11 protein-coding genes are annotated in these 14,209 nt (G+C 44.3%); 8 read left to right on the top strand and 3 right to left on the bottom strand.

The window, feature by feature from the left end; genetic code table 11:
- Nucleotides 1–237: 237 nt before the first annotated feature.
- Nucleotides 238–1,467: an LD-carboxypeptidase gene (locus B4K26_RS02205; RefSeq protein ID WP_296243257.1), complete on the top strand. Its 1,230-nt coding sequence runs from the start codon at nucleotides 238–240 to the stop codon at nucleotides 1,465–1,467.
- A gap of 122 nt (nucleotides 1,468–1,589) precedes the next feature.
- Here B4K26_RS02205 and B4K26_RS02210 read toward each other — a convergent pair whose 3' ends face one another.
- Nucleotides 1,590–2,612 carry a GlxA family transcriptional regulator gene (locus B4K26_RS02210; RefSeq protein ID WP_296243258.1) on the bottom strand — a complete coding sequence of 341 codons (1,023 nt, stop codon included), beginning with the start codon at nucleotides 2,610–2,612 and terminating at the stop codon, nucleotides 1,590–1,592.
- A gap of 201 nt (nucleotides 2,613–2,813) precedes the next feature.
- Between B4K26_RS02210 and B4K26_RS02215 the strand changes: the two genes are divergently transcribed.
- From B4K26_RS02215 to B4K26_RS02230, 4 genes are all read left to right on the top strand, one after another.
- Nucleotides 2,814–4,634, top strand: a complete 1,821-nt coding sequence (locus B4K26_RS02215) for an acyl-CoA dehydrogenase (protein WP_296243259.1) — start codon at nucleotides 2,814–2,816, stop codon at nucleotides 4,632–4,634.
- A gap of 56 nt (nucleotides 4,635–4,690) precedes the next feature.
- Nucleotides 4,691–5,710 (top strand): NADP-dependent oxidoreductase, encoded by a 1,020-nt coding sequence (locus B4K26_RS02220; RefSeq protein ID WP_296243260.1) that lies wholly within the window; start codon nucleotides 4,691–4,693, stop codon nucleotides 5,708–5,710.
- A gap of 3 nt (nucleotides 5,711–5,713) precedes the next feature.
- Nucleotides 5,714–6,496: an SDR family NAD(P)-dependent oxidoreductase gene (locus B4K26_RS02225; RefSeq protein WP_296243261.1), complete on the top strand. Its 783-nt coding sequence runs from the start codon at nucleotides 5,714–5,716 to the stop codon at nucleotides 6,494–6,496.
- A 222-nt stretch (nucleotides 6,497–6,718) separates the two neighbouring features.
- Nucleotides 6,719–7,483, top strand: a complete 765-nt coding sequence (locus B4K26_RS02230) for an SDR family oxidoreductase (RefSeq protein WP_296243262.1) — start codon at nucleotides 6,719–6,721, stop codon at nucleotides 7,481–7,483.
- A gap of 125 nt (nucleotides 7,484–7,608) precedes the next feature.
- Here the strand turns inward: B4K26_RS02230 and uvrA are convergent, their stop codons facing one another.
- Entirely contained in the window at nucleotides 7,609–10,194 is a 2,586-nt protein-coding gene (uvrA, locus tag B4K26_RS02235) for an excinuclease ABC subunit UvrA (RefSeq protein WP_296243263.1), read from the bottom strand.
- A gap of 283 nt (nucleotides 10,195–10,477) precedes the next feature.
- Here uvrA and arfB point away from each other — a divergent pair, with 283 nt between their 5' ends.
- Nucleotides 10,478–10,891 carry an alternative ribosome rescue aminoacyl-tRNA hydrolase ArfB gene (gene arfB / locus B4K26_RS02240; protein ID WP_296243264.1) on the top strand — a complete coding sequence of 138 codons (414 nt, stop codon included), beginning with the start codon at nucleotides 10,478–10,480 and terminating at the stop codon, nucleotides 10,889–10,891.
- A gap of 117 nt (nucleotides 10,892–11,008) precedes the next feature.
- Here the strand turns inward: arfB and B4K26_RS02245 are convergent, their stop codons facing one another.
- Nucleotides 11,009–12,208, bottom strand: a complete 1,200-nt coding sequence (locus tag B4K26_RS02245) for a sugar transporter (protein WP_296243265.1) — start codon at nucleotides 12,206–12,208, stop codon at nucleotides 11,009–11,011.
- 375 nt (nucleotides 12,209–12,583) lie between these two features.
- Here B4K26_RS02245 and B4K26_RS02250 point away from each other — a divergent pair, with 375 nt between their 5' ends.
- Nucleotides 12,584–13,297, top strand: a complete 714-nt coding sequence (locus tag B4K26_RS02250; protein ID WP_296243266.1) for a cupin domain-containing protein — start codon at nucleotides 12,584–12,586, stop codon at nucleotides 13,295–13,297.
- Nucleotides 13,298–13,632: 335 nt separating this feature from the next.
- Complete coding sequence (locus tag B4K26_RS02255; protein WP_296243267.1) at nucleotides 13,633–14,205, top strand: TetR/AcrR family transcriptional regulator; 573 nt, start codon at nucleotides 13,633–13,635, stop codon at nucleotides 14,203–14,205.
- Nucleotides 14,206–14,209: the final 4 nt, after the last annotated feature.

Below are 14,209 nucleotides of genomic sequence, written 5' to 3' on the forward strand. Positions count from 1 at the left end.
TTAATGGTTAATGGTTAATGGTGATTGGACGCCTTTTACTATAACAAGAGTCATGACTGCTTCCAAACACGGCCATGGGTAAATCTGTATCGTTTTGTTGTCTATCAAAATGACATATGGCGCTGACGTCAATTCTTCCAATTCATGTTACTGTCTGAACCTGCGTTATAATACGCGCTTTGTTTCAGTAATGGTTGTTAGGATAAACAGCAATTAAACGGTAAAAAAGGTAGCATAATGACTAAGATATCCTCCGAGCTAAATCGTCGTCAGTTTTTACGTCAAGTGGGTATGAGCGCTGGTGCAGGGCTATTGGCGACCCAAAGCATCACTGGGGCGCTGGCTGATAATGCAATTGAGCAAGATAGCGGCACGCAGCTTACCAAGGATGATTTACCAACAGCGTTTTCAGATGAGTATTTGTCTTTCAAAGGCGAGACACAACAAGCGCAAGCAAGATGTATTGCCCCAACGATTGAAACGCGGCTTTTTGCCAGCTCCAACGTCGGCGGTAGCAATGAGCGTAACCAATCGGCCTTGGATCGTTTGGCTTGCGCGGGGTTTAAAGTGGACAATCCTGCGATTACCACTCGGCAGTATCTACGTTTTGCAGGTACGGATTCTCAGCGCGCCAGTGACTTACAAAATATCGCTACGGGTGCGATTAAAGCGCCCAAAGTATTACTTGGCGTACGCGGCGGCTATGGGGCAGTGCGAGTATTACCCATGATTGACTGGTCGACGCTAGGTCGTGTGATGAAGGAGCGCGGAACGATACTCGCAGGCTTTAGTGATGTGACGGCTATTCAATGTGCGCTATTGGCAAAAGGAGGTATGAGCTCACTTGCTGCGCCGATGCTTTATAGCGAGTTTGGTAAAACCAAACCGGATCAGGTCAGCTGTCGCCGATTCGCAGAAGCATTAACCAATTCCAATTTGACTATCAGCATATCAGATGCATTTTTAACCAGTCCAAATTTACCCAGTATTTTGACAAGTACTGAACCTAAAACGCTAACCGGCACTATTTGGGGCGGTAATTTAAGCGTAGTCTCGGCGCTGGCAGGAAGTGAGTATTTACCACGGATTAAAGGCGGTATTGTATTTTTAGAAGATGTCGGCGAGCAGCCCTATCGTATCGAGCGCATGCTCTATGATTTGTACTTAACAGGCGTCTTTAAAGATCAGCAAGCGATTGTATTTGGGGCGTTATCGGGCGCAGGTGAGGACAGCTATGATAAGCGTTATGATGTCGCCACCGTGATTCGGCAATTGCATCAGTTGACAGGATTGCCGGTTTATAGCGGCATGCGCTTTGGTCATATTGCCCAAAAACACAGCTTTCCACTGGGAGCGACGTGTCAGATAAGCACAAATACTGCGGGCGGCTATCAGTTGGCATTTAGTAATTATCCAACGATTAAAGCCGATGCGATTCGTGTGAAAGGCTTGTGGCAAAATGTTTAGGTATATAAGAATCTCTGCTGGGATAAATTTTCTGCAGCCTCTGGGGTAACGAAGTCACACAGCAAGCAAAGAAAATTTATCACAGCAGCAACGTATTAGTTTAAAAATTATCTACTATAAAGTTAAATCGCCAATCGTGAAAACTTATCCTGATATTCTTTTGGCGTCAGCTCGGTGGCACGTTTAAACAGCCGCGTAAATGAGGAGATATCATCATAGCCAACTTGCTCAGCAAGGGATTTTATTGTCACATTGCCCAATTCTAATAAACGCTTTGCCTGCTCAATTCTCACTGCTTGAATATACTCAATCGGCCGCATGGCGACCGCTGATTGAAAACGTCTATTTAACGTTCGTGGGGTGATGTTGACCATAGCTGCCAATTGGCTGACTCGAATGGCTTTTGTGAAATTTTCTTCGATAAACTCCTGTACTTGCTTAACCAGTTGGTCTGCGTGTGTTTTATGCAGTGTCACATTGGTATAGCTGTTTTGATTTCCGCGTTTGCTATCGATAATCTGGGTTTTCGCCACTTGGGTCGAAATCTCGCGCCCGCAATAACGCTCGATTAATAATAATCCCAAGTCATAAAAGGCGCTGCCTCCCGCTGCACAGAATATATTGCCAGATTGGCTTTTTGACTGGCTCTTTGATTGAGTGACAAACTGATTTTCTTGCAAATCAACCAATGGAAAATCTGCTTTGAACTTATCGGCATAACCCCAATGAGTTGTCGCTACTTTGCCATTGAGCAAACCTGCCTTTGCTAAAAAGAACGCACCGCTGCAATTGCTGGCGATATCAGCTTTGGTATTTGCCAGTCGCTTTATATGCGCAATCAACTCACTATTTTGTCTCAATACTTTATCAATTGAATCGCCAATCGTTGGGATTAATAATAAATCACACTCAAGCACTTCTCGGATATCGCGGTGCGCTTGCATGATCAAGCGATTGCTGCATCTGATATCAACGCCGCCAAGACTGGCAATCTGAACATTAAACCTTGGTTCTACTTCTTCATCCAAAAACCGCTGCCAACTGACGCCGGTAAACGAAAATAAATCTAACGCTCCTGTCAAAGCGCTGCCAAGCACGCCATCGAAACCAACGATGATGACTTTAAAGGGTTTAAAGTAGGGCATGATTGTGTAAATTTCCTTAGAGAAGCTTGCTAAGAGTAGTATTTCTCGACGACTTTTTTTAATTAAAGGCAATTATGTTTGTCTTATTTGACTATGATTATGTCATAAATGACAATACGGTAAGACGTTAAATTAGATTAATATCAATACATCAATTATTTATTACCGCTTATTTATCATTATCATAATAGGGAAATTACTATGGCAGCAGATACGCTTATCAATGACTTTGAATTACCGTTTCAATTATATGATGTATTAGGGACTGAAAATTTAACCAAGCATCCAAAATTTGCAGAGCATAGCCGCGAAACTTTTGATGCGGTACTCGACACCGCCAATAAAATCGCCACTCAGCTATTTTTACCGCACAACCATGTCGCGGATAAAAACGAGCCACAGTTTGATGGTAAAAAAGTCAGCATGATAGACGACGTAAAGGTTGCTTTTGACGCCTTTCGCGAGTCAGGATTTATAGCAGGTCGTTATAGCTTTGAAGATGGCGGTATGCAATTACCCGAAACCGTCATGACGGCGGTGGCAGGCTATTTTATGGCGGCCAACCCTTCGACAACCGCTTATCCGTTTTTAACCACGGCGGCGATTAATGTTATCTCACATTTCGCGAGCGACGAGATTAAAAACGCCTTTATGCCGCGAATGTTAACCGGTGAATTTACCGGTACCATGGCATTGACTGAGCCACATGCAGGCTCATCGCTTGCCGATATCAAAACCACCGCCGTGAAACAAGATGATGGCAGCTATCGTATCAAAGGCAGCAAGATTTATATCTCAGCGGGTGATCACGAATTGTCTGACAATATCGTGCATCTGGTTTTAGCAAAAATTCCGGGCGGTCCTGCTGGCGTCAAAGGCATCTCTTTATTTGCCGTGCCCAAGTATCGACTCAATGACGATTTATCAGTCGGCGAACGTAATGACGTCCATTTAACGGGTCTTATTCATAAGCTGGGCTATCGCGGCGCGACTTCTACGGCGTTAAGTTTTGGTGATGCAGGCGAGTGTCATGGCTATCTTATCGGTGAAGAGCATTTTGGCTTGCGCTATATGTTCAAAATGATGAACGAAGCGCGTATTGCGGTTGGTTTTGGTGCAGCGATGATTGGCTATCGTGGTTATCAGTATTCGCTTGATTATGCCAAAGACAGAACGCAAGGTAGAATCGCACCGAATAATAAGCCTGAAGATGCGGCAACGGCAATCATTCAGCATGGTGATGTCAAGCGGATGCTCCTTGCGCAAAAAGCCTATTCCGAAGGTGGGATATCCTTGTGCTTATATGGCTCAAACCTAATCGACCGTATCAATACGTGTGAAAACGCTACGCTAAAAAATGAGCTATCAGAATTGCTAGATTTGCTCACGCCAGTTCTCAAAGCATGGCCGTCTGAATATGGGCCAAAAGCCAATGACTTGGGCATTCAAGTATTGGGCGGCGCAGGTTATACGCGTGAATATCAGGCCGAGCAGTTTTGGCGTGATAATCGCTTGAACCCCATTCATGAAGGCACAAATGGCGTTCAGGCACTAGATTTGTCATTTCGTAAGCTATGGCAAAAGGGCGGGCTTGGCATCCAAATTCTAAAACGTGAAATCACCCAAGATTTAGAGAATATCCGCACACCCGAAACCGCCAAACTTGCCGGTAAATTGATGCCTTATATGGGCCATTTACATGAAGTACTAATGCATTTAAGCAAGGTTTTACAGACCGAAAAAGCCATCACGCTGACGGGTAATGCACAAGCACTAATGAATATCTTTGCCTCTATCGTGATGAGCTGGATTTGGATTCGCCAAGCAAGTAAAGCGGAACAATTGCTAAGCGCAATTAACAACAGTGATACCTCAGACGCTGAAAAGCAAAACTTTTATCACGGCAAAATCCAGGCGGCCAAATACTTTATCGACTGGGAGTTGCCGTTAATCAATCGCGATATCGAACTGCTCAATAATGACAATGCGGTCTGTACCGATATGCAAGCAGAGTGGTTTTAATCGATTTTATATCGTGATTGGTATGAATAATAAATACAACGTTAAAGGAATAAATGATGACAGCTGATAACAAACAGATCAATAAGCAGTGGCGCTTAAAAGCAAGACCAATTGGCGAACCAAGTGCCGATACGTGGGAATATACCGAGACAGAACTACCGACTATCGCAGATGGTGAGCTGTTAATAAAAATTGAGTATATTTCGATGGATCCTGCAATGCGTGGTTGGCTGAACGATGCCAAGTCTTATATACCGCCAGTACAGATTGGTGAGGTGATGCGCGCAGGAACGGTGGGTAAAGTCATCGACAGTAAACATGAAAAGTTCGCCGTCGGTGACTATGTCGTAGGTCATAACGGCGTGCAGTCGTATGCAGTCAGCGATGGCACAGGGCTACATAAAATCGATCCAAACCTTGCGCCATTGTCTTATTACTTAGGCGTGCTCGGTATGCCAGGCATGACGGGCTATTTTGGCTTATTAAAAACCGGCGCACCAAAAGCTGGCGAGACTGTGGTTATTTCTGGCGCTGCGGGCGCGGTTGGTAGCTTAGTTGGGCAAATTGCCAAACTCAAAGGTTGTCGCGTCGTCGGTATCGCTGGTGGTCCTGATAAATGTAAATTTTTAGTCGATGAGCTAGGTTTTGATGCGGCAATCGACTATAAAAACGAGAAGGTTAAAAAAGCGTTAAAAGAAACTTGTCCAAACGGCGTCGATGTCTTTTTTGACAACGTCGGTGGCGATATTTTAAATGATGTGCTGACGCAAATTAATCTGCATGCACGTATTGTGATTTGCGGAGCGATTAGCCAATATAACACCACCACAGAAGTCAAAGGGCCATCAAATTATTTGTCGTTGTTGGTCAACCGTGCGCGTATGGAAGGCATCGTCGTCTTTGATAATATCAAAGAATACCCGACGGCGATGAAAGACATTGCTGGCTGGATTCAGTCAGGCGATATTAAAGTAAAAGACCATATCATAAAAGGTATCGAGACGTTCCCAGATACCTTGATGATGCTGTTTAAAGGTGAAAACTTCGGCAAACTGGTACTTAAGGTAGAGGGATAAATCATGACATTGAATACAAATGGAATTGCATCAGACGTCACTGGTAAACGTATTTTAATCACGGGCGGTGCGTCTGGCATCGGTGCGGCAAGTGCGCTACTGCTCGCCAGCCGCGGTGCGAAAGTGGTGATTGGCGATTTGGCAGAAGCGCTTGGGGAAGCGGTTGCTCAGCAAGGGCAAGATGCTGGTAATAGTATCGTCTTTAAAAAGGTTGACGTGACTAGTGGTGATGAAGTACGCGCATTGTTTGCCTTTGCCATGGAAACGCTTGGTGGTCTTGATGTGGTGATCAACAATGCCGGTATTGACCATAAGCCAGCGCCAATGCACGAGCTAAGCGATGAGGATTTTGACCGTAATATTGCAGTTAATTTAAAAGGCGTCTGGCATTGTATGCGCGCCGCGGTTGCTTGCATGGCGACCAATGGCGGTGGTCATGTGATTAATGTGGCGTCTATTGCAGGATTGCGTTCGGCGCCGCTGTTATCCGCTTATAGCGCTGCCAAGCATGGCGTGATGGGATTGACCAAATCTGCTGCTCATGAATATGCGCGCGTCAATATTCGCTTCAATGCCGTCTGTCCAAGCTTTATTGATACGCCAATGGTTCGTAATACCATGGCAAATATGGATGAGCGCGCGCAGCAAGCGACCATCAAAGCCAGTCCAATGCGCCGATTGGGTGACGTTGATGAAGTATCTGGCGCGATTGCTTGGCTGGCTAGTGATGAAAGCAGTTTTATGAATGGTCATGCCTTTACGCTTGATGGCGGGATGTTGGCTTAATAGTTTTATGGCAATCTCAAAAATATGATTAGCAGTGTCAAACTTGCTTAGTCTACGACTTGTAGTACTTGCACTCGTTTTCATTGCTACTCAAATTTTTGGAAATGCCGATAATTTCTTAGAAGATTTTATACATTTTGCAGAGCTGATAGTGTCATTTCCTAGCTCCGCTACATATCCAAAATGTATAAACCATTAATATATCTAAAAATATAAGGAATAATGATGAAAGATTTATTTGATTTAACCGGTAAGATTGCTTTGGTAACGGGCGCGAGCCGCGGTATTGGCGAATCTATCGCTCGTCTTTTGGCATCAAGAGGCGCGCACGTCATCGTCTCTAGCCGTAAAATTGATGCTTGCCAAGCAGTCGCTGATAGCATCAAAGCCGACGGTTATAAAGCCAGTGCCTTTGCATGCCATGTGGGCGAGATGGAACAGATCGATGCTATTTTTGAGTATATTAAGAGCGAGTTTGGTCGTATTGATATCTTAGTCAATAACGCTGCGGCAAATCCTTATTATGGTCATATCTTAGATACTGACTTAGCAGCGTTTGATAAGACCGTTGAAGTCAATATTCGTGGTTATTTCTTTATGTCGACGGCAGCGGGGAAAATGATGCGCGAGCAGGGCGGCGGGGTGATTTTAAATACGGCCTCGGTCAATGGTTTGGTCGCGGGTGATAAGCAAGGTATCTACTCAATCACTAAAGCGGCGGTGATTAGCATGACCAAAGCCTTTGCTAAAGAATGCGGTCCCTTAAACATTCGCGTTAATGCGCTACTGCCAGGTTTAACCGATACCAAGTTTGCCTCGGCCTTAACGACCAATGATAAAGTATTAAAAATGGCGCTTCATACGATTCCTTTAGGTCGCGTCGCCGATCCAGACGAAATGGCTGGTACGGTATTGTACCTCGTGTCTGATGCCTCAAGCTATACCACGGGTGCGACCGTGGTTGTCGATGGTGGCATGCTTGCTTAGTTAGAAATGTACATTTAAAAAACCGATGTTTAAAAATAGAAAACCGCATGACTTTAATAGTAATGCGGTTTTTTATACTGATGTTTTTATTCAGCCATTTCACTTCTTGCATTGCAATATTAATACTAAGTCAATAAAAAAGGTGCGGTACGACTGTTTTTTGACTTAGCCGCCTCTTTAGGTGTGCCCTCTGCAACAATAAGACCGCCTTCATCGCCAGCACCTGGGCCCATATCGATTATCCAATCACTGTTGCTAGCGACTTGCATATCGTGCTCAACCATAATCACTGTATTACCCGTTTCGACCAGTCCATTCAATTGTGCCATCAGCATCGCGACATCAGAAGGATGGAGGCCAGTCGTCGGTTCATCGAGCACATACAGCGTATCACCGCGCTGCGTCCTTTGAAGTTCGGTAGCAAGCTTAATACGCTGAGCCTCGCCGCCGGACAACTCGGTCGCTGGTTGCCCGAGTCGCAAATAGCCAAGTCCCACTTTTAGCAAAGCATCCAATGCACGCATTATCGGGGCATCATCAACGAAAAATTCAGAAGCCGCTTCGACTGTTAAATCGAGCACTTCAGCGATATTCTTACCGTGATAAGTAATCTCTAGGGTTTCATCGTTATAGCGTTGACCATGACAAACTTGACAAGGCGAGTAAACACTTGGTAAAAATAGCAGCTCAACGCTAACAAAACCAACCCCTTCGCAATTTGGGCAACGGCCTTTTTTGACGTTAAACGAAAAGCGTCCGGCATCATAGTGTCTTGCTTTTGCTTCTTTGGTGGCAGCAAATAACTTGCGCACATGGTCAAACAGTCCAGTATAAGTCGCCAGATTTGAGCGCGGTGTACGACCGATGGCTTTTTGGTCGACGGTGACTAAGCGTTTGATGTGCTCCATACCACTGACTATCTCACCGCCTATTGGCGTTTCTTGTTCTTGCTCCAGTAAAGCCGCTTCATCGGTAGGAACTTCAATGACAGTTTTTCGTCCAAGTTCGTTATATACCAGCTCAACAAGCGCTTGACTGACCAAGCTTGATTTGCCCGATCCTGATACACCCGTTACCGTTGTTAATACGCCTAAAGGAAATGCCACATCTAAACCATGTAGATTATTACGCTCAATATTAGCAAGTTTTAGCCAATTACTAATCTTTCTTGGCGTGTGGCTTTTCGATTTTTGCTTTGCTGCGTCAGAACTAAAGAGATATTGTCCCGTATAGGAATCAGAGATATCGCGCAAGCCTTCGATAGGACCGCTGTATATGATTTCACCGCCATAACGGCCTGCTTTTGGTCCGACATCGACTATCCAGTCGGCGTGGCGAATAACGCTAACATCATGCTCAACGATGAACAATGAATTACCTGCGGCTACCAACTCATCTAGTGCACTTAATAGCGCCTGAGTATCGGCAGGATGTAGGCCGGCGGATGGTTCATCGAGCACATAAACCACACCAAATAATTTAGAGCGAATTTGGGTGCCAAGCCGTAAGCGCTGAAGCTCGCCGGGCGATAAGGTAGGCGTGGTGCGTTCAAGCGATAAGTAACCTAACCCAAGTCTGGTTAACGCCTCAACACGCGTTAAAATATCACTGGCAATACGCTTAGCGACGATGGCTTTTTCACGGTCGGGCACATTATCGCTGAGGTTTTTATTGGCAGCGTCTTGAAGTTTAAGCGCCAATTCAGTTAAGGTTAATTGCGACAACTCACCAATATCAAGCCCCGCAAATTTAACCGACAGCGATTCTTGTTTTAGTTTTTTGCCGTGGCAGCTTGGACATTCTGAGATTTGCATAAACTGCGCCACGCGTTTTTTGGTACGTGGACTTTGTGTGGTGGCAAAGGAATGTAAAACGAAGTTTTTTGCGCTGGTATAGGTGCCTTTATAGTTGGGTTTTTCACCTTTTTTAATTGCTTCGCGTACTTGCTCAAGGTTGTATTCTGGATAAACGGGCACTTCTGGCGTTTCATCGGTAAATAAAATCCAATCGCGCGTTTCCTTGGGTAACGTATTCCAAGGTTTATCGATATCGTAGCCAAGTGTGGTCAATATCCGGCTTAGGTTTTGCCCTTGCCAAGCAGGCGGCCAGGCAGCAATGGCGCGTTCTCGAATGGTTTTTGTCTTGTCAGGAACGAGCAAATCTTCTGTGACCTCAAACACGCGGCCAATACCCGAGCAAGTCGGGCAAGCCCCTTCTGGCGTATTTGGTGAAAACGCATCGGCATATAGCATTTCTTGCCCAGCAGGATATTCGCCTGCTCGCGAGTAGAGCATACGCAATCCGTTTGAAATGGTGGTCACGCTTCCTACCGATGAGCGTACCGACGGCGTTCCGCGCTGCTGTTGCAGAGCGACGGCAGGGGGCAACCCTTCTATCGAATCGACATCAGGCTCACCAACTTGGTCAATTAAGCGTCTGGCATAAGGCGATACTGAATCAAGATAGCGTCGCTGCGACTCAGCAAATAGGGTACCAAACGCTAGTGATGATTTTCCTGAACCTGAAATACCAGTAAAAACAACCAGCGCATTTCGCGGTAAATCAACATCGACGTTTTTGAGATTATGCACCCGAGCGCCTCTTACTTGAATGCTCTCATCAGGGGCGATGTTGTTATTTACGAGAGAGGGCTGAGTGATAGGAGAGGTCTTAGGTTTTTTATGATTAGATTTCTTATTATGGGTCGTCATACAACGCTTATTCCTTTGACTAAAATTGGCTTGTTAACTGTTTAATTAAACAACACCGTGTCTGTTTACAGTCATCGTATCATCTTAAAGCCGAATCACTACGCAGGCTTACGCTTTACAGACAGAGGATAGACATAGCAACGTCAAACGATAACATTTAGAAGAAATGATTGGATTCTTAAAAAGATACTGTCTTTCGAAAGTGGTTAAGTTGGCAGGTGGCGCGTTCATTAATAATGTTTTATCATCAATCATACTTATCAATATTTTATAAAAGTGTTTTATGATTTTTATTAGCAATGCAATTAGCCTGAATGACAGCGAAGTAGAGATTAGCGCCATTCGCGCACAAGGGGCGGGTGGGCAAAACGTCAATAAAGTCTCTTCTGCGATTCACTTGCGTTTTGATATTCATGCCTCGAGCTTAAGCGATGTCGTTAAGCAGCGTTTATTGGACAGTAAAGACAGCCGAATGACAAAAGAAGGCGTGCTTATCATTAAGGCGCAGCAATTTCGAACCCAAGAACGTAACAGAATTGATGCGCTTGAGCGACTGCAAAGCTTTATTGTAAAGGCCACTCATGTTAATAAAACACGCAGGCCGACCAAACCAAGCAGAAATGCCAAACGCAAACGCGTCGATGAAAAAACCCAGCGCGGTAAGACCAAAGCCTTACGCGGCAAAGTAGATTTTTAATTAAACGGCTTATTCAGTATTTTTAATAAACCCGATAGCAAAATGCCAGCCACTTAAACGGGCTGGCATTTTTTATGCTTATTTACTATAAAGTTTTTAGCTATCCAAGCCTTCTAATTAACCCAGTCTTCTGCTTAATTCAGGAAAGCGCTTGATCATAAATAACATCAACAGTAGCGACACACCAGCGATAGCCGCGCCGACATAGCCGATGCTTGATATCGAAATATGCGTCACTGCATAACCACCAAACAGCGCGCCGGCGCCAATGCCTAAGTTAATAATCCCTGAGAACATCGACATCAGCATGTCTTGCGCTGTGACATCAACCATGATGACTTTTGCTTGCATAGAGATAATTAGCAGCATCAGTGCGGCGCCCCAAAGTAATGCAATCAAGCTCAGCGCCCAGATAGAGCTCACGGCAAACAGTAACACGAGCATAGATAACAGCATTAATATCGTCGATATCAGCATCAATCTGGTATTAAAGCGATCGCCCCAGCGACTAAATATCACACTACCTGCAATCCCTGCAATGCCGAATAATAGCAGTATAAAAGTAGCAGCGTTTTCACTGATTGAACCAACTTGTCGCATAAATGGCTCGATGTACGAGTAAGCTGTATAGTGCGCGGTAAAGACCAGTAAAATAAGCAGGTATAGACAGACCAATAATGGGTTTTTGAGCAATTCTGGAATTTTTCTAAACGAGCCTTCAAACATACTTGGTAGCGTTGGCAATAGCCTTGCTTGCAAGATAAAGACGATAAAAGCAATCACCCCAATACCGCCAAAGGTCGCCCGCCAGCCAAACCATTGTCCAATTAATCGGCCTAAAGGGACACCAAGTACCATTGCTAATGACGTGCCAGTTGCAAGCACGCTAAGCGCGAATGCTTTCTTGCCTTCTGGCGCCACGCGTATCGCAATCGCTGCGGTGATTGACCAGAATATCGCATGTGAGAGCGCAATTCCAACACGGCTAATGAGCAATACATCAAAGCTCCAAGCAAATACTGACAATACGTGGCTGGCAATAAAAACCACAAACAATCCCAAGAGTAAACGCTTACGCTCAAAGCGACTGGTCAGCAGCATCAACGGTAATGACATAGCGGCGACAATCCACGCATACAGCGTTAACATCCAGCCAGTCTCAGCCGTGGTAATAGAAAAATCTTGGGCAATGTCACTCAATAAAGCAACAGGGACAAATTCTGTGGTATTCATAATAAAGGCGCTGACGCCCATCAAAAACACTTGAAAATACTGAGCTCGGCGAGCATCTGCGCTCACCTCAATGTTAGGTTTCATAATATCCAATACAAATAAAAAAGGGGCTAATAAAGAAAATTAGCTTAAAAAAGGCGGAAATAGGTTCTAATGACAAGAAGGAGGGCAAGATAGCAAGTCAATTGCAGCAGTTAAAGTAATTTTTTATATCAGATAAAAATAGCCTAAGCATTGTAAAAATACATCACCCGATGACATCTAAATTTGTCGATAGAAGCGGATCGCCTAATTATTGACAAACAGTTTTTTCATGCTGCCAAAGACTTACTTTTAAATAAGTCTTACTTTTAAAAATGTAAATACCATTTTTTAAAATGAGAATACTGTCTAGTTTGTTAAAGCAGATAAATCAGTTGATAATCTAAATTATTAACCCTTATCTTTGGAACCTATTTTATGCTTATCAATGCAGATTTTACTCGCCGTGCTTCATTAGCGCCCGAACACTATCAATGGGTATCCTCACCGCAAAGCGGCGTCGAGCGCGTGATGCTTGACCGCGTTGGTGCAGAAAAAGCCCGTGCAACCAGTATTGTGCGCTATGCCCCTGATTCGTATTTTCCATATCATTTGCATCATGGCGGCGAAGAGATTTTGGTCTTGTCTGGTACTTTTTCGGCAGACAATGTCGATTACCCAGCGGGTTGGTATTTACGCAATCCACCAAATTCTGGTCACCAGCCTTACAGTGATGAGGGCGCGGTTATTTTTGTCAAGCTTTGGCAAATGCCAACAGCAGAGAGACGTTATGTCGCTATCGATACCAATGATGCGGCAAATTGGCAAACGCAGGACAATCGTGAGGTCTGTTATTTATTTTCAGACAACAGCGAGCAGGTCAGCTTACAGCGTTTAAATGTCAATGAAGTGTTATTTACCGACACAATCAAAGGTGGCGCAGAGATACTGTTATTAGAGGGTGAATTGATAGATAGCGAATTAGGAAACGGTGATATAACAGCTGACGCTCAAACTTATGCTCGCGGTGGTTGGATACGCTTGCCAGTGGGTGAAAAACCGCAAATAAAAGCAGGCGCGTGTGGTGCTACTATTTATCTTAAAACTGGTCATCTGCCTCCAGTTATTGGCGCTGACTTGGAAAAAAGATAATATGCAGACGGATACTGTAGCGATTATTAATAAAGGCTGAAGTGGTTTGTAGGCTATTGTTTCACTATAAAAAAGGGCATTGAATATATTTCCTAAAAAATATATTCGATATCTTTTAAGTATAAGCTACATATTTAGTATAAAAATTTAGTAAAACAATGTTCCGTAACTCCTCGGTACATGTCCGTCCTTCACATTGCTGCTTTATTTCTATAAAATACCAACCGTACGGTTTCTTTATAAAAATACATTTTTCTTTTCAGTATTAATAGAACGCATTCTTTTAAAGCCCAAATTATTTTTAGTTAAACTGACGTGCTAATATCGAGACAAAAATGGAAACTCAAAACGCTCATAAACGTAAAAAACAGCCAGAGCTTATTCGGCGGGCTCTACTAGATGAGGCGGCACGAATAACGCTAGATCAAGGCTTGTCTAGAGTCACCTTTCAATCGGTGGCGGATGCCGTTGGGGTAACCAAAGGCGGAGTGATGCATCATTTTGCCACCAAAGACGCGCTCATTTTAGAGGTATTTTATGACGCGATGGCCAAGTTTGAGGCTGAAGTCAATCAAGCCATGGCAAAAGATCTTGTCAGCTATGGCGCTTTTACCCGCGCTTATATCGATGCCACTATCAGTCTGGGTGAAAAAGGGCAAGCAGAGTTCAATAGCCAAGCGACGTTATATGTCTTGATGTTAGGAGATCGCAAACTGCGTGAGCGCTGGGCTGAATGGTCAAATGAGCAACTAAAGAAGCATGCTGCTACTGACAATAACGAAACGCTATGTATGGTGCGCCTGATCGCCGATGGGATTTGGCTCTCTGATTTTTCAGGTATCGATATCTCGGACAAAGCATCACTACGTAAGCGTTTAATAAACATGACGCAACCTGAACATAAATAAAACG

It is taken from the genome of Psychrobacter sp. UBA6766 (assembly GCF_002453355.1).
In the GTDB taxonomy this organism is placed as follows: Bacteria; Pseudomonadota; Gammaproteobacteria; order Pseudomonadales; family Moraxellaceae; genus Psychrobacter.

What these genes read in the sequence shown, in the direction of transcription:
- B4K26_RS02220 (WP_296243260.1), top strand. Translation starts at nt 4,691, where the DNA reads ATGACAGCTGATAACAAACAGATCAATAAGCAGTGGCGCTTAAAAGCA.
- B4K26_RS02250 (WP_296243266.1), top strand. Translation starts at nt 12,584, where the DNA reads ATGCTTATCAATGCAGATTTTACTCGCCGTGCTTCATTAGCGCCCGAA.
- uvrA (WP_296243263.1), bottom strand. Translation starts at nt 10,194, where the DNA reads ATGACGACCCATAATAAGAAATCTAATCATAAAAAACCTAAGACCTCT.
- B4K26_RS02225 (WP_296243261.1), top strand. Translation starts at nt 5,714, where the DNA reads ATGACATTGAATACAAATGGAATTGCATCAGACGTCACTGGTAAACGT.
- B4K26_RS02210 (WP_296243258.1), bottom strand. Translation starts at nt 2,612, where the DNA reads ATGCCCTACTTTAAACCCTTTAAAGTCATCATCGTTGGTTTCGATGGC.
- B4K26_RS02215 (WP_296243259.1), top strand. Translation starts at nt 2,814, where the DNA reads ATGGCAGCAGATACGCTTATCAATGACTTTGAATTACCGTTTCAATTA.
- B4K26_RS02255 (WP_296243267.1), top strand. Translation starts at nt 13,633, where the DNA reads ATGGAAACTCAAAACGCTCATAAACGTAAAAAACAGCCAGAGCTTATT.
- B4K26_RS02205 (WP_296243257.1), top strand. Translation starts at nt 238, where the DNA reads ATGACTAAGATATCCTCCGAGCTAAATCGTCGTCAGTTTTTACGTCAA.
- arfB (WP_296243264.1), top strand. Translation starts at nt 10,478, where the DNA reads ATGATTTTTATTAGCAATGCAATTAGCCTGAATGACAGCGAAGTAGAG.
- B4K26_RS02245 (WP_296243265.1), bottom strand. Translation starts at nt 12,208, where the DNA reads ATGAAACCTAACATTGAGGTGAGCGCAGATGCTCGCCGAGCTCAGTAT.
- B4K26_RS02230 (WP_296243262.1), top strand. Translation starts at nt 6,719, where the DNA reads ATGATGAAAGATTTATTTGATTTAACCGGTAAGATTGCTTTGGTAACG.